Genomic DNA, 17,855 nt, shown 5'->3' on the forward strand with positions numbered 1-17,855 from the left:
CCGACACCGTCGCTGTCAGCCATCAGGCCGGCTTCAGCCGCCCCGCAGCAGCGTCAGGAGTTCGAGCGACGCGTTGCCGGTGACGGCGAGGCCGCGCTGCGCCTGATAGGCGCGGATGGCGGCGATGGTTTGAGGACCGACCTTACCATCGATCTTCTCGAGAGGGAATCCGATCGCCTTGAGCCGGGTCTGCAACTCGAACCGACCAGCTTCGTCGAGCGGCGTGTAGCCGCGCGGCCAGGGCGTGATGAAGGGCGCGCCGCCGGCAAGGCGGTCGGCGAGATGGCCGACGCCGAGCGCGTAGGCCATGGCGTTGTTGTAGCGCTTGATTGCCTGGAAGTTCCTGAGCGTCAGGAAGGCCGGGCCGCCGGGGCCGGCGGGCAGCAGCAGGGTGGCCTGATCGCCGGGGCGCGGGAAGGCGGCGCCGGAGGCGCGGGCGATCCCACGCGCCGTCCAGTCGGCGAGCGTTGCCGATCGACCTTCCATTGAAGTGTCGAAGCCGGACGGCAGGGCCACTTCATAGCCCCAGGTGGCGCCGGGCTGCCAGCCGGACTTCCGGAGATAGTTGGCGGTGGAGGCCAGGGCGTCGGGCACCGACGTCCAGATGTTGCGCTTGCCGTCGCCGTCGAAGTCGACGGCATAGGCGAGATAGGTGGTGGGAATGAACTGGGTCTGCCCCATGGCGCCGGCCCAGGAGCCGGTCATGTGGCGGGCGTCGACATCGTGGTGCTCCAGAATGCGCAAGACGGCGTTGAGCTGCTGCCGGCCGTAGGCGGCGCGAGAGCCGCCGCGCCAGCCTAGTGTCGCCAGCGCCCGCACGACGTTCTTCACCTTGGTCGGGTCGCGAAGGATGGCGCCGTAGCTGCTCTCCATGCCCCAGATGGCGACGACGACCTCGCGATCGACGCCATAGGTCGCCTCGATGCGGTCGAGCAGCGCGCGGTGGCGGACCAGCATGTCGCGGCCGGTGGCGATACGGCTTTCCGCCGCCATGTCGTCGAGATAGTCCCAGATGGCGCGCGAGAACTCCGGCTGGCGGGTTGCCTTGGCGAGAACGTCGCTGTCGGGGCCGACGCCACGGAAGGCGGCGTTGAAGGTGGAGCGCGAGACGCCGCGCGCCTCGGCGGCCGGCCACTGGCTCTCGACGAAGGCGGTGAAGGCGGGCGGTATCGGCCCGTCGGCGAGCGGCGGCAGGCCGGATCGATCGCCGGCGCCGAAGTCGTTGCCAAGGATGGCGCAGGCGCCGAGGAAGGCGGCGAGCGTGAGGGCGGTGGCGCCCCGGGCGATCCGTAATACGTTCGTCATGACACGTCCCTCTCTTCGGCCGGTGGTGTCTTGTCAGAGACGGGACCTATGGTAAACGATAAGTTAAGTTCCGTAGTCCTCGGCCACCTGCCTGCGGTGCTTGCACAGGGGAATTTTTCAAACCGGCCCGACATTTCCAAAATTGAACATTTTTCGGCTATTGATGGTTCCGCCCACGCGGCAGATGCCCAGACGCCAGGACCGTCATCAGAGTTGCCGCTCAGGAGTGCTTCATGTCCAAACGTATTCGTAAAGCCGTCTTTCCCGTCGCCGGCCTCGGCACCCGTTTCCTTCCCGCCACCAAGGCCGTGCCGAAGGAGATGATGACCGTCGTCGATCGACCGGCGCTTCAGTATGTCGTCGACGAGGCCAAGGCGGCCGGCATCGAGCATTTCATCTTCGTCACCGGCCGCGGCAAGGAGGTGATCGAGAATCATTTCGACCTCGCCTACGAGCTTGAGGCGACGCTGGCAGCCCGCAACAAGACGGCCGCCCTCGAAGAGCTGCGCGCCGAACGCCCGGCTGCCGGCACCACCTCCTTCACCCGCCAGCAGGAGCCGCTTGGCCTCGGCCATGCCGTCTGGTGCGCCCGCGACATCGTCGGCGACGAGCCTTTCGCGGTGCTGTTGCCGGACATGCTGATGAAGCACACGACGCCGTGCCTGAAGAGCATGGTCGACGCCTACCAGACCAGCGGCGGCAACATCGTCAGCCTCGAGGAATGCGACCCGGCCCAGACCTCGTCCTACGGCATCGTCGCCCTCGGCAAGACGCTGGCGCCCGACGTCTACGAAGTGACCGACATGGTCGAGAAGCCCAAGCCGGCCGACGCGCCGTCCAACTTCTTCATTTCGGGGCGTTACATCCTGCAGCCGCGCATCTTCGAGCTTCTGGGCAACCAGGAAACGGGCGCCGGCGGTGAGATCCAGCTCACCGACTCCATGCTGCGTCTGGCCAAGGAACAGCCCTTCAGCGGCGTACGCTTCCGTGGCACCACCTTCGACACCGGCACCAAGCTCGGTTTCCTCAAGGCCAATATCGCCTATGGCAGCGAGCGCACCGATATCGCCCCGAACATCGCGGACGAGCTGAAGAGCGTTCTGGGCTAGAGCACCCGCCGATCAGGTTGAATCAACCTGATCGAAAAGCGGCTGCTCCAGCGAATTAGTCTGGAGCATTCGCTGGACGACCAAATGTTTCAATTTGGTCGGCGAAGGCTCTAGCCGTTCTCGGCCCGGCAGAGAATGCGCGGGAAGCTGCCCCTGGGCGCGGCTTCCTGCCTCCTTCGTCAAAGCGGTCGTTGCGACAGGGCGAGGCGAAGGCCGAAGGATACCAGCAGCGCGGCGAAGGTCCATCGCTGGAGACGCTGGGCAAGCGGGCAACGGCTGGCCCATCGGCTAAGCGTCGCCCCCGCGCCGGCATAGACGGCGTCGAACATGAGGCCGATCCCGACGAGGATCGTTCCCAGCACCGCGAACTGCCCTGGCACGCTTCCATTGTCCGGTCGGACGAACTGCGGCAACAGAACCGAGCAGAACAGCAGCGCCTTGGGATTGAGAAGATTGGTCAGCAAGCCGCGAAGCATGGCGCTCGACCAGGATTGTCGGCCTTCGCTCATCTGGGAACCGGCGTCTTCCGGCGAAGAGGATGAAGACCTGAGGATGGCGAGGCCGAGCCACACCAGGTAAGCCGCTCCGGCAAAACGCACGGCTTCGAAGGCGGCGGGTACTGTGTTGAGAAGCGCTGCCAATCCGGCCGCCGCCATAAGTACATGGGTTGCGCGGGCGGTCGCTAGCCCCGCCGCCACGGCGAGAGCCTGCGGTCTGCCCTTGAGCAGGCCGGTCTGCAACACCAGCACCATGTCCGGTCCGGGAACGAGATAGGCGACGGCGAGCGCGCCGGCGAACATCCAGAAATCGATCATGCCCATGCGGTCTTCCTCGCTCTTTCTCGCTTGAAAGCTAGCGCTTTATGTCGGGGCATGTCCTTGCGTGTTGCGCTTCAATCGGGCTTCGGATTAGCATGTTGTGCCAAGAGGAAGGGCTAGGGCTGCCTGAAAATGCCAACATTGAAGCTTGACGCCATCGATCGCCGGATTCTGGCGGCGCTACAGCGGGACGCCCGTCTCACCAACGTGGAGCTGGCCGAAGAGGTCGGACTGTCGCCGTCGCCCTGCTTGCGCCGGGTCCGGATTCTCGAGAAGGCCGGCGTGATCGGTGGCTATCATGCCGCCCTGGATCGTGGCGGCGTCGGCCTCGACCTGACCGTCTTCGTCGGGGTCAAGGTCGAGCGCCACCACGACGATTCGGCGGCGGCGTTCACGGAGGCCGTGCGCGCCTTGCCCGAGGTCGTTTCCTGCCATCTGGTCTCCGGGGAGTCCGATTTTCTGCTGCAGGTGGTCCTGCCCAATCTCGCTGCTTACGAGCGCTTCCTGCTCGGCACGCTTCTCAAGCTGCCCGGCGTGAGCGACATCCGCAGCAACTTCGCCATTCAGACCGTGAAGGCGCAGGCGTCGCTACCGCTGGATCACCTGCCCGGCGAGGATGCATGAGGCGACATCGGGGCCGATGGGGCGGAAACGAAAAAGGGCGCCGAGTGGCGCCCTTTCCATGTCTCCGGTCCGAATGATCAGAACTTCAGCGCCTTGACCTGGCGGACCACCGGGATGGCCTTGACCTTGTCCAGCACGTCGGCCGGCACGTCGCCGTCCACCTCGACCAGACAGATGGCGTCGGCGCCCAGTTCCAGGCGGCCGAGGGCGAAGGTGGCGATGTTGATGCCGGCGTCGCCGAGGATGCCTGCGAACTTGCCGATGAAGCCCGGCTTGTCCTCGTTGGTGACGTAGATCATCGACGGTGCGAACTCGGCGTCCATCTTGATGCCCTTGATCTCGACGATGCGCGGATGGCCGTCGGCGAAGACGGTGCCGGCGATCGAGCGCTCCTGACGGTCGGTGGTCAGCGTCAGACGGATCAGGCTTTCGAAGTTGGCCGAGGCGTTGTTGCGCACCTCTGCGACGGCGATGCCGCGCTCCTTGGCCATCACCGGCGCCGACACCATGTTGACCGACTGCAGGAGCGGCTTCAGTACGCCGGTGATCGCGGCGGCCGAGAGCGCGCGGATGTTCATGCCGGCGACTTCGCCCTCATACTCGATGCGGATCGACTTGAGGCCGGTCTCGGTGAGCTGGCCGGCGAAGGAGCCCAGGAGCTCGGCCAGCTTGACGAACGGGGTGAGGCGCGGGGCTTCCTCGGCGGTGATCGACGGCATGTTGAGGGCGTTGGAAACGGCGCCCTTCATCAGGTAGTCGGACATCTGCTCGGCGACCTGGAGCGCGACGTTCTCCTGCGCTTCCGTCGTGGAGGCGCCGAGATGCGGCGTGCAGACCACCTTGGGGTGGCCGAACAGCGGGTGGGCGGTGGCCGGCTCGGTCTCGAACACGTCGAGCGCGGCGCCGGCGACGTGGCCGGAGTCGAGGGCGGCCTTGAGGTCGGCCTCGACGATCAGGCCGCCACGGGCGCAGTTGATGATGCGCACGCCCTTCTTCATCTTCAGAATGGCGGAGATGTCGATGATGTTGCGCGTCTTCTCGATCAGCGGCACGTGCAGCGTGATGAAGTCGGAGCGGCGGAACAGCTCGTCGAGCTCGACCTTCTCGACGCCGAGTTCGACGGCACGCTCGTTCGACAGGAAGGGATCGTAGGCGATGACGCGCATCTTGAGGGCGACGGCACGGTCGGCGACGATGGAGCCGATGTTGCCGCAACCGATGACGCCGAGCGTCTTGTTGGTCAGCTCGACACCCATGAAGCGGTTCTTTTCCCACTTGCCCGCATGCGTCGAGGCGTTGGCCTCGGGAATGTCGCGGGCGAGGGCGAACATCAGGGCGATGGCGTGCTCGGCGGTGGTGATCGAGTTGCCGAAGGGCGTGTTCATGACGATGACGCCGCGCGCCGTGGCGGCGGGCACGTCGACGTTGTCGACGCCGATGCCGGCGCGGCCGATCACCTTGAGGTTCTTGGCGTTGGCCAAGAGCTTCTCGGTGACCTTGGTGGTCGAGCGGATGGCGAGGCCGTCGTAGTTGCCGATGACTTCGGCCAGCTTGTCCTTGTCCTTGCCGAGATCGGGCTGGTAGTCGACTTCGACGCCGTGGTCCTTGAAGATCTGGACGGCGGTAGCGGACAGCTTGTCGGAAATGAGAACGCGAGGAGCCATGGGAGTCATCCTGGTTGGTTGGCGCCTGCACCTTGCCCGCTTTCCACCCCTTCAGACGGGGTGCGTAAAGGGACCGGTGGGGCCGGATGGAATGTCACTGCGGCTGGAAATTGATTGTTCCTCCCCGCCAGTTGGGGAGGGAAGGGAGGGGCAAGCAGGGCTCGCCCTCTCCGAAAGATCCTGGGTCAGGCGGCCTTCAGGCCGGCCTGCGCCTTGGCAAAGGCCCAGTCGATCCACGGCGTCAGGGCGGCGACGTCGGAGGTCTCGACGGTGGCGCCACACCAGATGCGCAGGCCCGGAGGGGCATCGCGGTAGGAGGCGATATCGAAGGCAACGCCTTCCTTCTCGAGAAGGCCGGTCAGCGTCTTGACGAAAGCCTGCTGGCCCTCGACGGTGAGGGCTGCGACCTCAGGATGGACGAAGCTCAGGCAGACCGAGGTGTTGGAGCGGATGGCTTCGGTCTTGGCCAGGAAGGCGACGGCCGGCGTCTTGGCAACCCAGTCGGCGATGGCCTTGGTGTTGGCGTTGGCGCGGGCGACCAGCGCGTCGAGGCCGCCGATTTCGTCGGCCCACTTCAGCGCGTCGATGTAGTCTTCCACGCAGATCATCGAGGGCGTGTTGATGGTGTCGCCCTTGAAGATGCCTTCGATCAGCTTGCCGCCGGACGTCATGCGGAAGATCTTCGGCAGCGGCCAGGCCGGCTTGTAGCTTTCCAGGCGCTCGACGGCGCGCGGGGAGAGGATCAGCATGCCGTGGCCGCCCTCGCCGCCGAGGACCTTCTGCCAGGAGAAGGTGACGACGTCGAGCTTGTCGAAGGGCAGGGCTTGGGCGAAAGCGGCGGACGTGGCGTCGCAGATGGTGAGGCCCTGGCGGTTCGCCGGGATCGCGTCGCCGTTCGGCACACGAACACCGGAGGTGGTACCATTCCAGGTGAAGACCACGTCTCGGTCGAAGTCGACCTTGGCGAAGTCGACGATGTCGCCATAGGGCGCCTCAAGGACGCGGGCATCGAGCTTCAGCTGCTTGACGACGTCGGTCACCCAGCCGGAGCCGAAGGACTCCCAGGCCAGCATGTCGACCGGGCGGGCGCCGAGCAGCGACCACAGCGCCATTTCGACGGCGCCGGTATCGGAAGCGGGGACGATGCCGATGCGGTAATCAGCGGGAACGCGCAGCACCTTGCGGGTGAGGTCGATCGCCTCGGCGAGCTTGGTCTTGCCGATCTTGGCGCGATGGGAGCGGCCGACCGGCGCTCCCGAGAGGGCCTCGACGGTCCAACCTGGGCGCTTGGCGCAGGGGCCGGAGGAAAAACGGGGATTAGCCGGCTTGAGAGCCGGCGCGGCGGTCGCGTCAGTCATGTAACTATCCTTTCAGATAGGCGCTCCTCGGTGGGGAGGAGTGTCCCGCCGCCTGAGCTATCGGAAAGGCTGTGCGCCGTCAAGCCGGCCTTTGCGGCTCGATCAAAGGTGTTGCCAAAAAGACAAACGGCGGGACATGACTCCCGCCGCTTGCCGAAAACCCGTTCGTCTGGGTTCAGTTGAGATAGTAGCGCAGACCGACGCGCACCTCGTGGGCCGTGATGTCGTCATACTTCATGCGAGACGAAACCCCTTGTGCATCCGTGACCGAGGCGGTCTGGGCGTCGCCGAGGTTCAGGTAGCGATAGCCGAGGTCGAGGCTGAGGCGGTCGCTGATCGGATATTCCACGCCGGCCATCAGAGCCCAGGCAACGTTCCACTTGCCGTCGCCCTTCGGGCTTTTGCCGTCGAGCCCCTTGGCCGCGCTCTGAACGTCGCTGGTCCGCAGATAGGACGCGCCGATGCCGCCGCCGATGTAGGGGATCACGCCGTGGAAGTTGCCGAGATCGGCATAGACGTTGGCAAGCGCGCTGTAGGCTTCGATCTTGACGCGCTCGCTGCCGATGTAGGCGCCGGTCGAACAGGTGCCTGCGTCCTGACACCAGATCGAACCCTTGAACTTGGCTGGCGTCTCGTAGTCGAACACCACGTCTGCCCGGAGGTAGTCGTTGAACTTGTAGCCGGCGCCGACGCCGATATCCAACGCGCCGAGCATCTTCTCGTTGATCATCTGATCGTGGTTGCCGACGGTGTACGGCCAGGTGTCCACCGTACCGCCGCCGCCGTCGTAGCCGCCCCATTGGCGGTTGCCGATCGAGCCCTTGGGCTTCTGGTAGAGCTTGTAGCCGATATCGCCACGGAGATACCAGCCGCCGACGGCGGCCAGCGGCAGCGGCTCGGGCGCTTCGATGATCGGCGGATATTCCACCGGCATGTCGGCCGCTCGGACGGTGTTGGAGAAGGCTGCGAGGCCGAACGTCGCAGCCACGGCCAGTGAAAGGTTGATTGTGAGACTGCGCATGGGACGATCCTTCCGCTGAAGCATGATCGCAAGGCGGTGGACCGCCGTTCATCATCGCTTTGAGAAGGATTTTTAGGGCAAGGCGGTTAATCCCGACTTAACTACGTTGCTTAACCTTGATGATCGATGAAAAAGATCTGTCGGTGGGCTGAAGCCGACGAAAACGCCCCGGTCGCGTCGTGCGGCCGGGGCGTTTCTCAAGGTGTCGAGATAGGAGATCGTCAGGCGGCGACGTTGCCGATGGCGTCGACGATGTCGCCGACCGCCGCCGCGACAAGGTCTGCGTTGTCGCCTTCGCCCATGACGCGGATCAGAGGCTCGGTGCCGGAGGCTCGGACCAGGATGCGGCCGCCAGCGCCGAGCCGGCCCTCGGCGGCGATGATCGCCGCCTTGACGGCCTCGTCTTCCAGCGGCTTGCCGCCCTTGAAACGAACGTTCCTGAGGAGCTGCGGCACCGGATCGAAGCGGTGGCAGACCTCGCTCACCGGTTTGCCGGAGGCCTTGACGACGGCCAGCACCTGCAGCGCGGCGACCAGACCGTCGCCGGTGGTGGCATAGTCGGAGAGCACGATATGACCGGACTGCTCGCCGCCGACGTTGTAGCCGCCGGCGCGCATCGCCTCGACGACGTAGCGGTCGCCGACCTTGGTGCGGACGAGCTCGAGGCCGATGCTCTGGAGATAGCGCTCGAGGCCAAGGTTGGACATTACGGTGGCGACGATGCCCGGGCGGGCAAGGCGCCCGTCGTCCTTGAACGAGGCGGCGACGACGGCCATCAGCTGGTCGCCATCGACCACCTGGCCCTTCTCGTCGATGATGATGACGCGGTCGGCGTCGCCATCGAGCGCGATGCCGATGTCTGCCCTGACCTCGCGCACCTTCTCGGTGATGGCGGCGAGGCTGGTCGAGCCGCAATCGCGGTTGATGTTGAGGCCGTCGGGATCGACGCCGAGCGCCACGACCTCGGCGCCCAATTCCCACAGCACTTCCGGGGCGACCTTGTAGGCGGCGCCGTTGGCGCAGTCGACCACCACGCGCAGGCCCTCGAAGGAGATGTGGCGCGAGAGGGTGCGCTTGGCGGATTCGACGTAGCGGGCGCGCTCGCCGTCGACTCGCTTGGCGCGGCCGAGATCGGCGGGGGCGGCGAGGCGGCCGGTGAAGTCGCTCTCAAGCATGTCCTCGATGGCCAGCTCCACCTCGTCGCTGAGCTTGTAGCCGTCGGGGCCGAACAGCTTGATTCCGTTGTCGGCGAAGGGATTGTGCGAGGCGGAGATCATCACGCCGAGGTCGGCCCTGAGGCTGCGTGTCAGCATGGCGACGGCCGGTGTCGGCACCGGGCCGGTCAGGAACACATCGACGCCGACGGCGGTGAAGCCGGCGGTCAGCGCCGGTTCGATCATGTAGCCGGAGAGGCGGGTGTCCTTGCCGATGACGACGCGATGGCGGTGATCGCCGCGATGAAAGGCGAGGCCGGCGGCCATGCCGACCTTGAGGGCGATCTCAGGGGTGATGGGCCAGGTGTTCGCCGTGCCGCGGATGCCGTCGGTTCCGAAAAATCTGCGTGCCATGTCGTTTGTCCGCGCTTTCCCCTTGGTCGCCAAGCGGTCCGAAGGACGCGCGGCGCCGATCTCGTCTCTTGTTGCCGCCTCGGGTCTTCCGAAAGCCCATCATCGCTTTCGGGCCCGATGCACGAGGGCGCACGAACGGCGCCTCGTCCATTTCTGTGAGCCGGATGATAAACGCCCGGTGAACGGACAAGGGTCAAAAATTGTGAACGACTGTTACGGCCTGCCGTCAGCGCTCGGTCAGCTTCAGCTCGATGCGCCGGTTCTTGGCGTTGGCTTCCTCGCTGTTGCCTTCCTCGAGCGGCTGGAATTCGCCAAAGCCGGCGGCCACCAGGTGGTTCGGCGAGATGCCCTTGCTGATCAGATACTTGACCACGGATATGGCGCGGGCGGAGGAAAGCTCCCAGTTGTCGCGGAAGCGACCTGTGCCCGAGAGCGGCCGGGCGTCGGTGTGGCCGTCGACGCGTAGCACCCAGGCGATCTCAGGCGGGATCTGTCCTTCGAGCTGCAGCACCGCCTCGGCCAGCTTGTCGAGCTCGCCCTGGCCGGCGGGGTTGATCTCGTCGTTGCCGGAATCGAACAGCACTTCCGACTGGAAGACGAAACGGTCGCCGACCACGCGGATGTCGGAGCGCTGCGACAGGATTTCCCTGAGGCGACCGAAGAAGTCGGACCGATAACGGGCCAGTTCCTGCACCCGCTGGGCCAACGCCACGTTGAGGCGGCGGCCGAGGTCGGCGATCTTGGCCGAACTCTCCCTGTCGCGCGATTCGGAGGCGTCGAGGGCATCCTCGAGCGCGGCGATCTGGCGGCGGAGGGCGGCGATCTGCTGGTTGAGCAGCTCGACCTGCGCCAGCGCCCTCTGGCTGACGCGCTTCTCGTCGGAAAGCTGCGAGGATAGCGCCTGCACCTTGCTGTCGGCGGCATCGGCGGCGCCCGACTGGTTGGCGATCAGGCCCTGGAGGCTGTCGCGGGCGGCCAGCGCGTCCTTGAGGTTGGATTCGAGCAGCGAAACGTTGTCCTGCAGGTCGCGATTGGAGGCGCGTTCCATGGCGAGCAGTTCGGTCAACTCGGCGATCTGGGCGTTGAGGCGTCCGAGCACGGTGTCCTTGTCGGTGATCTGCTGGCTCAGGAAGAACTGGGCCAGCGAGAAGACCGACAGCAGGAAGATGATCGACAGCACCAGCGTGGTGAGCATGTCGACGAAAGCCGGCCAGTAGTCCTGCTGGGTTGAGAACCTGCGGCGTCCGAGGGCCATGGAAGAACTCCGTTCAGCCGCGTTCCGACCGCTCGACGGCGCCGGTCAGCAGTTCGAGCAGGCGGCGGATTTCCTTCTGCTGCTCGCCCTGGCTTTCGGCCCAGGCGCGCACCAGTTGCTGCTCGGCGCGCATGTGCTGAACAAGGCCCTGAATGCCCTCGGCAAGATTGGCCATCGCCAGGCTGGAACGCCCGCCTGCTCCGCCGTCGTGAATCTGCTTGGAGAGGTGTTCGAGCGCCCCTCTGAGATCGTCGAGGTTCTTGGCGTCGCGAATGCTGGCGCCGACGTCGCCGGCCGAATCGAGTTCGGCCTGGGTGGACAGCCAGTCTTCGAGGTCGAGATAGAAGCGGTTCTGCGCCTGTCCGGCCTGAAGGTCGAGGAAGCCGACGATCAGCGAGCCGGCGAGGCCGAACAGCGAGGACGAGAAGGCGGTGCCCATGCCGCTGAGCGGTGCCTGCAGGCCGCTCTTCAGGTCTTCGAAGATGACGCTCGCCGTGCCGGAGCCAACGTCGAGGCCCTGGATGGTGGCGCCGACCGAGTTCACGGTTGAGATCAGGCCGTAGAAGGTGCCGAGCAGGCCGAGGAAGACCAGAAGGCCGGTCATGTAGCGCGAGATGTCGCGCGCCTCGTCAAGGCGGGTGGCGATCGATTCGAGCAGCGAGCGCATGGCCGAGGCGGAAATCGCCCGCTGGCCCAGCCGGTCGCCGAGCAACGTCGCCATGGGGGCGAGCAGCACGGGCTGCTTGCGCACTTCGAGGCCGGGCTCGCCATAGCGGTAGGAATTGACCCAGCGCACTTCGGGGAACAGGCGGATCACCTGGCGGAAGATCAGCAGAATGCCGACCAGGGCCACCGAGAAGATCAGGCCGTTGAGGCCGGGGTTGGCCATGAAGGCGGTCTTCAGCTGCCGCGACAGCAGCAAGCCGACGAAGGCGGCTATGACCAGAAACACGGCCATCCGCCAGAGGTACACCTGGGGACTGGTGAGCTTGATACCGGACGCGTCTTTGGCCATGGCTCTCGTCGCTTGCTCTATCTGATCGCGGCGCACAGTAAACGCGATTTACGGCGGAAAGAGCAAGGCGCACGGCAGCTTCCCCCGTATTTTTCAGGGGGTAGCCGCCTGGAGCGTGGATGATGGGTCGTCAGGCCTTCTTCAGCGTGGCGAGAAGCTGGGCGTGGATCTGCTCGTTGCCGGCCACCAGGGTGCGGGAGGCGTGCATGTCGTCCTTGCCGGCCTTGTCGGTGATGAAGCCGCCGGCCTCCTTGATCATCAGCCAGCCGGCCGAGGTATCCCACGGGTTGAGGTCGTCTTCCCAGAAGCCGTCCAGCTTGCCGGCAGCGACATAGCAGAGGTCGAGGGCGGCCGAACCGAGGCGGCGAATGCCGGCGCAGTTGGCCATCACCTGGCGCAGCTCGTTGAGATAGCGGGGGTGATTGCCTCGGCCGAGATGGGGCACGCCAGTACCGATCACGCAATCGGGCATGTCGCGGCGCGCGGAGACGCGCAGGCGGCGGTCGTTGACGAAGGCGCCGGCGCCGCGCTCGGCGGTGTAGAGCTCGTCGGTGGCCGGGTTGAAGACGACGCCCGCGATTGGGACGCCGTTGCGCTCCAGCGCGACCGAGATCGAGAAGATTGGAATCGAGTGAAGGAAGTTGGCCGTGCCGTCGAGCGGGTCGACCACCCAGCGGTGCTGCTCGTCCTCGCCGGCCACCTCGCCGCGCTCTTCCATCATGAAACCATAGGTCGGACGAACCCGCCTCAGCTCCTCGAACAGCGTCTGCTCCGAGCGCTTGTCGGCGGCGGAGACGAAATCGCCCGGGCCTTTCATCGAAACCTGCAGGTTCTCGACCTCGCCGAAATCGCGGGCAAGACCGCGTCCGGCCTTGCGGACGGCCTGGACCATGACGTTGAGGAGGGCGGAACGAGCCATTTTGGGGAGATCCTTCAGGAAAAACGTTGGCTGCGTAGCCATCACAAACCGCCGCCGAGCGCAAGCCCTAACCCGGCATTCGATTAAAAGCGATTGCCGGGTTCGGGCTTGTCCGTTGTTCGCCTCAGTTGGCGGCGGGGTTCCGTTCGGCGTCGTTTGGCACCGGAGGCCGCCGATGGCGGCTTCCGGCCTGTTGGTCTTCAGCGCGTCAAGCGCATGTGGGCGTTATCGAACGGCTGGCCCTCGTCGTCCCTGGTTCGGCGGGACTGTTCGATGAAGCCCTGGCTCTCGTAGAAGCGGAGAGCCTGCGTGTTGTCGGTGTAGACTTCCAGTTCGAGCTCGCCCCTGAGAGCCAGTGCGTGAGCGATGAGCGCCCGCCCGATCCCCATTCCCTGTCGACCAGGGGCGACGAACAGCCCGCCGACGAAAGTGTCGAGCAGGCTGATGAAGCCGACAGGCGTGCTTTGGAGACACGCCACCCAGGTCTCGGCGTTGGGAAGGTACTTCTCCTCGATGAGGACGCGTTGCTTGCTCAATCGCTCTTCGCCGATGAAGGCGTGCGCAAGGCGGGAGGCCTCGAACCAGATGGTCGATAGGGCGTGGAGATCCGTGGCCTCGTCATAGGCGCGGATCGTCAGACTTTCGTTGTTCATGATGTATCCGGAGAAAATGCAACAAAGACAGCGCCAACTCGGGCGCTACGAAAACCGCCATTGGCGGGTTCAACTGAAGTCTCTGCGCATCAATCTCCTTCTGCTGCGGGCGAGCATACAACGGGCATTCGTCCGCTTCAACGATCGCCCGTCCTCAGTTTCCGGCGTCGACGCCGGGCAGGGCAGGCGGCTTGTCGGCGGTCTTTTGCGCTTCCGCCGACAGTTGCTGTTCAAGCCAGTCGTCGACAAGTCCCGCCTGTTTGGCATAGCCGTACCAGTGACGGGCCTTGTCCAGATCGCGCGGCACGCCTTCACCGCTGGCGTAAAGGCGGGCAAGCCGGCTCTGGGCGACAGGGTTTCCAGCCTCGGCCGCCACCTTGAACCAGGCGGCGGCGGTTTTCTGGTCGCGGGCGACGCCGGTGCCGTTGAACATCATGATGGCGTATTCGACCTGGGCGGCGATATGGCCGGCGCGCGCCGCCTCGCCCATCAGGCGGGCGGCCTCCGCTTCGTTCTTCACCACGCCCTGGCCCTCTCGGAAGAGGGCGGCAAGGGCGTAGGTGGCGTCGACGTTACCCTCGTCGGCGGCGGCCCTGAACAGGGCGGCGGCGCGAGCGTAATCGAGAATGCCCGATGAGGGATCGATGCAGAGAAGGCCCAGCCAGTAGTTGGCCTCGACCACGCCCTTGCCGAGCGCCTCCTCGAGATAGGTCGCGGCCTTCTTCTTGTCGACCGGCATGCCGATGCCGAGCGCGGCGAGGTTGGCGAGCTCGACGAGGGCCTGAGGATCGCCGTTCCTGGCGGCGAGCTGGTACCAGATGATCGCTTCCTCGGGCTTCTTCGGCAGGCCGAGGCCGTTGGCGTAGAGATAGCCGATCAGGCTCTGCGCCTTGGCGTCGCCAAGCTTGGCGCGCTCGACGGCGATCTCGAAGGCGGTGAGGTAATAGCCGCGCTGGAAGGCGCCGAAGGCATAGTCGATCTTGTCGCTATCGGGCAGAGAGGCGAGCAGGTCGGGAACCGTCGTGGCTTCCGGTACCGGCGGTTTCGGTGGGGTCGGCGCGGTTTCAGCGGCGCAAACCGGGGCGACAGCAACCGAAAGGCCGAACGCGGCGGCTAGGCAGGCGGCGCGGATTTCAGGCGGCATCGGCATCGCAGTCTCGGCTCGGCTGGAAACGTGCGGCAGCGTTACCGGCCAAGTTGGCCGGCATTGCGGCGACTACTCGGCGTCGGGCGCTTCGAGCGCGACGCGGTCGAGAATGGCGTTGGCCTCGGCGATGGCCGCCGCCGGCCCTTCGGGGTGCTCCCAGATGGCGGCGCGGACGGCGACGAAGTCGGCGCCGGTACGGGCGCAGGCTTCGACCGATTCCATCGACCGACCGGACAGCAGCACGCAGGGCGGCTCGAACAGCTCGGCCCACCATGCGCCGAGATCGATGGTCTTGCGGTGCGCTTCCTCGCCTTCCTCAAGGTCGAGCAGGCCGAAGAAGACGTAGTCGGCGCCCGCCTCGCCGGCCTCCATCGCCTCGTGGCGAACGCGGATGTTGCCGGCGCCGACGATGGACTTCGGTTGCAGCGCCTCGATCGCTTCCTTCAGGGCCTCTTCTCCGGCTTCGATGTGGATGCCGTCGGCGCGCGCACGACCCATGACGCGGCTGTTGCCGAGAACGAGCGCGGCGACGTCGTGCTTCTGGGCGATCGGCACCAGCGTCTCGGCAATGGTCTGGAGGTCGTTTTCCGTAGCGGCATCGGGGGCGATCAGCAGCGAAGCGACATCGCCCGCCGCCAGCGCCGCCTCAAGCTTGGGCGCGAAGGCGGCGGCGTCGACGACGCGGGGCGTGATCAGGAACAGGCGGGCGCGCAAGGGAACCTCCGACAACAAAAAACCCCGTGCCCGGAAAGGGGCACGGGGCGCTTCATATCACAAAGACGCTCGGCAGGAACCAGTTGGTTCCGAACAGGCCTCCCGAAGCCGCGCCAGCGGCTTCCGGCGCCAAGCGGCGCCCGCGCGGAGCGCGAAAGCCAAGGTGACGGATGTCACCGCCGGCGACTGAGGACTCAAAAAGGCCTTCAGCTTTCCAGCGCCTTGACGCCCGGCAGCTCCTTGCCTTCCATCCACTCGAGGAAGGCGCCGCCCGCCGTCGAGATGTAGGTGAAGGCTTCGGCAGCGCCGGCATGGTTGAGCGCCGAGACGGTGTCGCCACCACCGGCGACCGTGAGGAGCTTGCCGGCCTTGGTGGCGGCGGCGGCATACTGGGCGGCGGCGACGGTGGCCTTGTCGAAGGGCTCGATCTCGAAAGCGCCGAGCGGGCCGTTCCAGACCAGCGTCTGGGCCTTGTCGATGGCGGCCTTGACGGCGTCGATCGACTTCGGACCGGCGTCGAGGATCATGGCGTCGGCCGGAACGGCGGAGACGGCCACCACTTCGTTGGCGGCGCCGGCCTTGAACTCACGGGCGACGACGGCGTCGACCGGCAGCACGATCTCGCACTTGGTCTCCTTGGCCTTGGCCAGGATGCGCTTGGCGGTCTCGGCGAGGTCGTGCTCGCACAGCGACTTGCCGACGTTGACGCCTTGGGCGGCCAGGAAGGTGTTGGCCATGCCGCCACCGATCACCAGGATGTCGACCTTGGCGACGAGGTTCTCGAGCAGATCGATCTTGGTGGAGACCTTGGCGCCACCGACGACGGCGAGCACCGGACGCTTCGGCGTGCCGAGGGCGGCGCCGAGGGCGGTCAGTTCGGCCTGCATGGTGCGACCGGCATAGGCCGGCAGCTTGTGGGCGAGGCCTTCGGTGGTGGCGTGGGCGCGGTGAGCGGCCGAGAAGGCGTCGTTGACGTAGAGGTCGCCGAGCTTGGCGAGAGCGTCGACCAGCGCCGGGTCGTTCTTCTCTTCGCCCTTGTAATAGCGGGTGTTCTCGAGCAGCAGGATATCGCCGTTGGACAGGGCGGCGACGGCCTTCTCGGCCACGTCGCCGATGCAGTCGTCGGCGAAGGCGACCGGCTTGCCGATGGCCTTGGCCAGCGGGGCGACGATCGGCTTCAGGCTGTCCTCGGGCTTGCGCTCGCCCTTCGGGCGGCCGAAGTGGGCCAGCAGGACGACCTTGGCGCCCTTGTTGGCGAGGTCGAGAATGGTCGGGACGATACGATCGATGCGGGTGGTGTCGGTGACGACGCCATTTTCCATCGGAACGTTCAGGTCGACGCGGACGAGGGCGCGTTTGCCGGCGACGTCGGCGTCATCGATGGTCTTGAAGCTGCTCATGGCTTTGGTCCCAGGTTCGTGCGCCGCCGGGAGCCGGTGGTGTCTGCCGCTCTTGCGCGACGAGGAACCGGACCACAGGTCGGCCGCTGGATGGAGCGGTCGAGCCCGCCCCTCGAGACGGCCCCGTGGGGCCGACCGAAGAGCGGGCTCGAACGTGTTTGCTCGACCTCAGAGGGTCTTGGCGATGGCGACGGCGGTGTCGGCCATGCGGTTGGAGAAGCCCCACTCGTTGTCGTACCAGGACAGGATGCGGACGAGGCTGCTCAGAGGGTCTTGGCGATGGCGACGGCGGTGTCGGCCATGCGGTTGGAGAAGCCCCACTCGTTGTCGTACCAGGACAGGATGCGGACGAGGCTGCCATCCATGACCTTGGTCTGGTCGAGGTGGAAGATCGACGAATGGCTGTCATGGTTGAAGTCGGACGACACGTTCGGCTGGTCGGTGAAGCCGAGGACGCCCTTCAGCGGACCGGAGGTCGCGGCGGCCTTGATGGCCTCGTTGATCTCGGCGACCGAGGTGGCGCGCTTGGCGTTGAAGACCAGGTCGACGACCGACACGTTCGGGGTCGGCACGCGAATGGCGACGCCATCGAGCTTGCCCTTGAGCTCCGGCAGCACCAGGCCGACGGCCTTGGCGGCGCCGGTGGAGGTCGGGATCATGGAAAGGGCGGCGGCGCGGGCGCGGTACAGATCCTTGTGCAGCGTGTCGAGCGTCGGCTGATCGCCCGTGTAGCTGTGGATCGTCGTCATGAAGCCCTTCTCGATGCCGATGACATCGTTGAGCACCTTGGCGACCGGCGACAGGCAGTTCGTCGTGCACGAGGCGTTCGACAGGACGATGTGGTCCTTGGTGATCTTGTCATGGTTGACGCCGTAGACGACCGTCAGGTCGGCGCCGTCGGCCGGGGCCGAGACCAGGACGCGCTTGGCGCCGGCCGTCAGGTGCATCGAGGCCTTTTCCTTGGCCGTGAAGATGCCCGTGCATTCCATGGCGACATCGACGCCCAGTTCCTTCCACGGCAGCGTGGTCGGATCCTTGATGGCCGTGACCTTGATCTTGCCGGTGCCGACGTCGATCCAGTCGGCGCCGGTGGTCACTTCGTGCGGGAAGCGGCCATGAACGCTGTCGAAGCGGATCAGGTGGGCGTTGGTCTCGACCGGGCCGAGATCGTTGATGCCGACAACCTCGATGTCCTTGCGACCGGACTCGACGATCGCGCGCAGAACGTTACGACCGATACGACCAAAGCCGTTGATGGCGACCTTTACTGCCATTGTCTGTCTCC

General features: G+C 65.9%; 16 protein-coding genes. 2 read left to right on the plus strand and 14 right to left on the minus strand.

Annotated elements, in window-relative coordinates; genetic code table 11:
• Positions 1–33: 33 nt before the first annotated feature.
• Positions 34–1,305 carry a lytic murein transglycosylase gene (locus M4J40_RS04150; protein WP_251752345.1) on the minus strand — a complete coding sequence of 424 codons (1,272 nt, stop codon included), beginning with the start codon at positions 1,303–1,305 and terminating at the stop codon, positions 34–36.
• Between the two features lie 233 nt (positions 1,306–1,538).
• Here M4J40_RS04150 and galU point away from each other — a divergent pair, with 233 nt between their 5' ends.
• Positions 1,539–2,414 carry a UTP--glucose-1-phosphate uridylyltransferase GalU gene (gene galU, locus M4J40_RS04155; protein WP_251752346.1) on the plus strand — a complete coding sequence of 292 codons (876 nt, stop codon included), beginning with the start codon at positions 1,539–1,541 and terminating at the stop codon, positions 2,412–2,414.
• A 179-nt stretch (positions 2,415–2,593) separates the two neighbouring features.
• Here the strand turns inward: galU and M4J40_RS04160 are convergent, their stop codons facing one another.
• Positions 2,594–3,235: a LysE family translocator gene (locus M4J40_RS04160; protein ID WP_251752347.1), complete on the minus strand. Its 642-nt coding sequence runs from the start codon at positions 3,233–3,235 to the stop codon at positions 2,594–2,596.
• A gap of 129 nt (positions 3,236–3,364) precedes the next feature.
• Here M4J40_RS04160 and M4J40_RS04165 point away from each other — a divergent pair, with 129 nt between their 5' ends.
• Positions 3,365–3,856, plus strand: coding sequence for an Lrp/AsnC family transcriptional regulator (locus tag M4J40_RS04165; RefSeq protein WP_251752349.1), 492 nt, complete (start codon positions 3,365–3,367; stop codon positions 3,854–3,856).
• A 77-nt stretch (positions 3,857–3,933) separates the two neighbouring features.
• On the opposite strand, the gene serA is transcribed toward M4J40_RS04165, so the two are convergent.
• From serA to gap, 12 genes are all read right to left on the minus strand, one after another.
• Complete coding sequence (gene serA, locus M4J40_RS04170; protein WP_251752351.1) at positions 3,934–5,520, minus strand: phosphoglycerate dehydrogenase; 1,587 nt, start codon at positions 5,518–5,520, stop codon at positions 3,934–3,936.
• Between the two features lie 185 nt (positions 5,521–5,705).
• Positions 5,706–6,878: a phosphoserine transaminase gene (locus tag M4J40_RS04175; RefSeq protein WP_251752353.1), complete on the minus strand. Its 1,173-nt coding sequence runs from the start codon at positions 6,876–6,878 to the stop codon at positions 5,706–5,708.
• A 175-nt stretch (positions 6,879–7,053) separates the two neighbouring features.
• Positions 7,054–7,899 (minus strand): outer membrane protein, encoded by an 846-nt coding sequence (locus M4J40_RS04180; RefSeq protein ID WP_251752355.1) that lies wholly within the window; start codon positions 7,897–7,899, stop codon positions 7,054–7,056.
• A 221-nt stretch (positions 7,900–8,120) separates the two neighbouring features.
• Positions 8,121–9,467: a phosphoglucosamine mutase gene (gene glmM, locus M4J40_RS04185; RefSeq protein ID WP_251752356.1), complete on the minus strand. Its 1,347-nt coding sequence runs from the start codon at positions 9,465–9,467 to the stop codon at positions 8,121–8,123.
• Between the two features lie 226 nt (positions 9,468–9,693).
• Complete coding sequence (locus M4J40_RS04190) at positions 9,694–10,722, minus strand: peptidoglycan -binding protein (RefSeq protein ID WP_251752359.1); 1,029 nt, start codon at positions 10,720–10,722, stop codon at positions 9,694–9,696.
• A 13-nt stretch (positions 10,723–10,735) separates the two neighbouring features.
• Positions 10,736–11,737, minus strand: coding sequence for a flagellar motor protein MotA (locus M4J40_RS04195; protein ID WP_251752360.1), 1,002 nt, complete (start codon positions 11,735–11,737; stop codon positions 10,736–10,738).
• 130 nt (positions 11,738–11,867) lie between these two features.
• Positions 11,868–12,656, minus strand: a complete 789-nt coding sequence (locus tag M4J40_RS04200) for an inositol monophosphatase family protein (RefSeq protein ID WP_251752361.1) — start codon at positions 12,654–12,656, stop codon at positions 11,868–11,870.
• Positions 12,657–12,856: 200 nt separating this feature from the next.
• A complete protein-coding gene (locus M4J40_RS04205) occupies positions 12,857–13,309 on the minus strand; it encodes a GNAT family N-acetyltransferase (protein WP_251752363.1) in 453 nt (150 codons plus the stop codon).
• A 154-nt stretch (positions 13,310–13,463) separates the two neighbouring features.
• The gene (locus M4J40_RS04210; protein ID WP_251752365.1) at positions 13,464–14,459 is read right to left on the minus strand and encodes a tetratricopeptide repeat protein; all 996 of its coding nucleotides are present in this window, start codon (positions 14,457–14,459) and stop codon (positions 13,464–13,466) included.
• A gap of 66 nt (positions 14,460–14,525) precedes the next feature.
• Positions 14,526–15,170 (minus strand): thiamine phosphate synthase, encoded by a 645-nt coding sequence (locus M4J40_RS04215; RefSeq protein ID WP_251752367.1) that lies wholly within the window; start codon positions 15,168–15,170, stop codon positions 14,526–14,528.
• A 206-nt stretch (positions 15,171–15,376) separates the two neighbouring features.
• Positions 15,377–16,570 (minus strand): phosphoglycerate kinase, encoded by a 1,194-nt coding sequence (locus tag M4J40_RS04220; protein ID WP_251752368.1) that lies wholly within the window; start codon positions 16,568–16,570, stop codon positions 15,377–15,379.
• A 263-nt stretch (positions 16,571–16,833) separates the two neighbouring features.
• The gene (gap, locus tag M4J40_RS04225; protein WP_251752378.1) at positions 16,834–17,844 is read right to left on the minus strand and encodes a type I glyceraldehyde-3-phosphate dehydrogenase; all 1,011 of its coding nucleotides are present in this window, start codon (positions 17,842–17,844) and stop codon (positions 16,834–16,836) included.
• Between the last annotated feature and the right edge of the window lie 11 nt (positions 17,845–17,855).

This window comes from Pleomorphomonas sp. JP5, from assembly GCF_023721815.1.
In the GTDB taxonomy this organism is placed as follows: domain Bacteria; phylum Pseudomonadota; class Alphaproteobacteria; order Rhizobiales; family Pleomorphomonadaceae; genus Pleomorphomonas.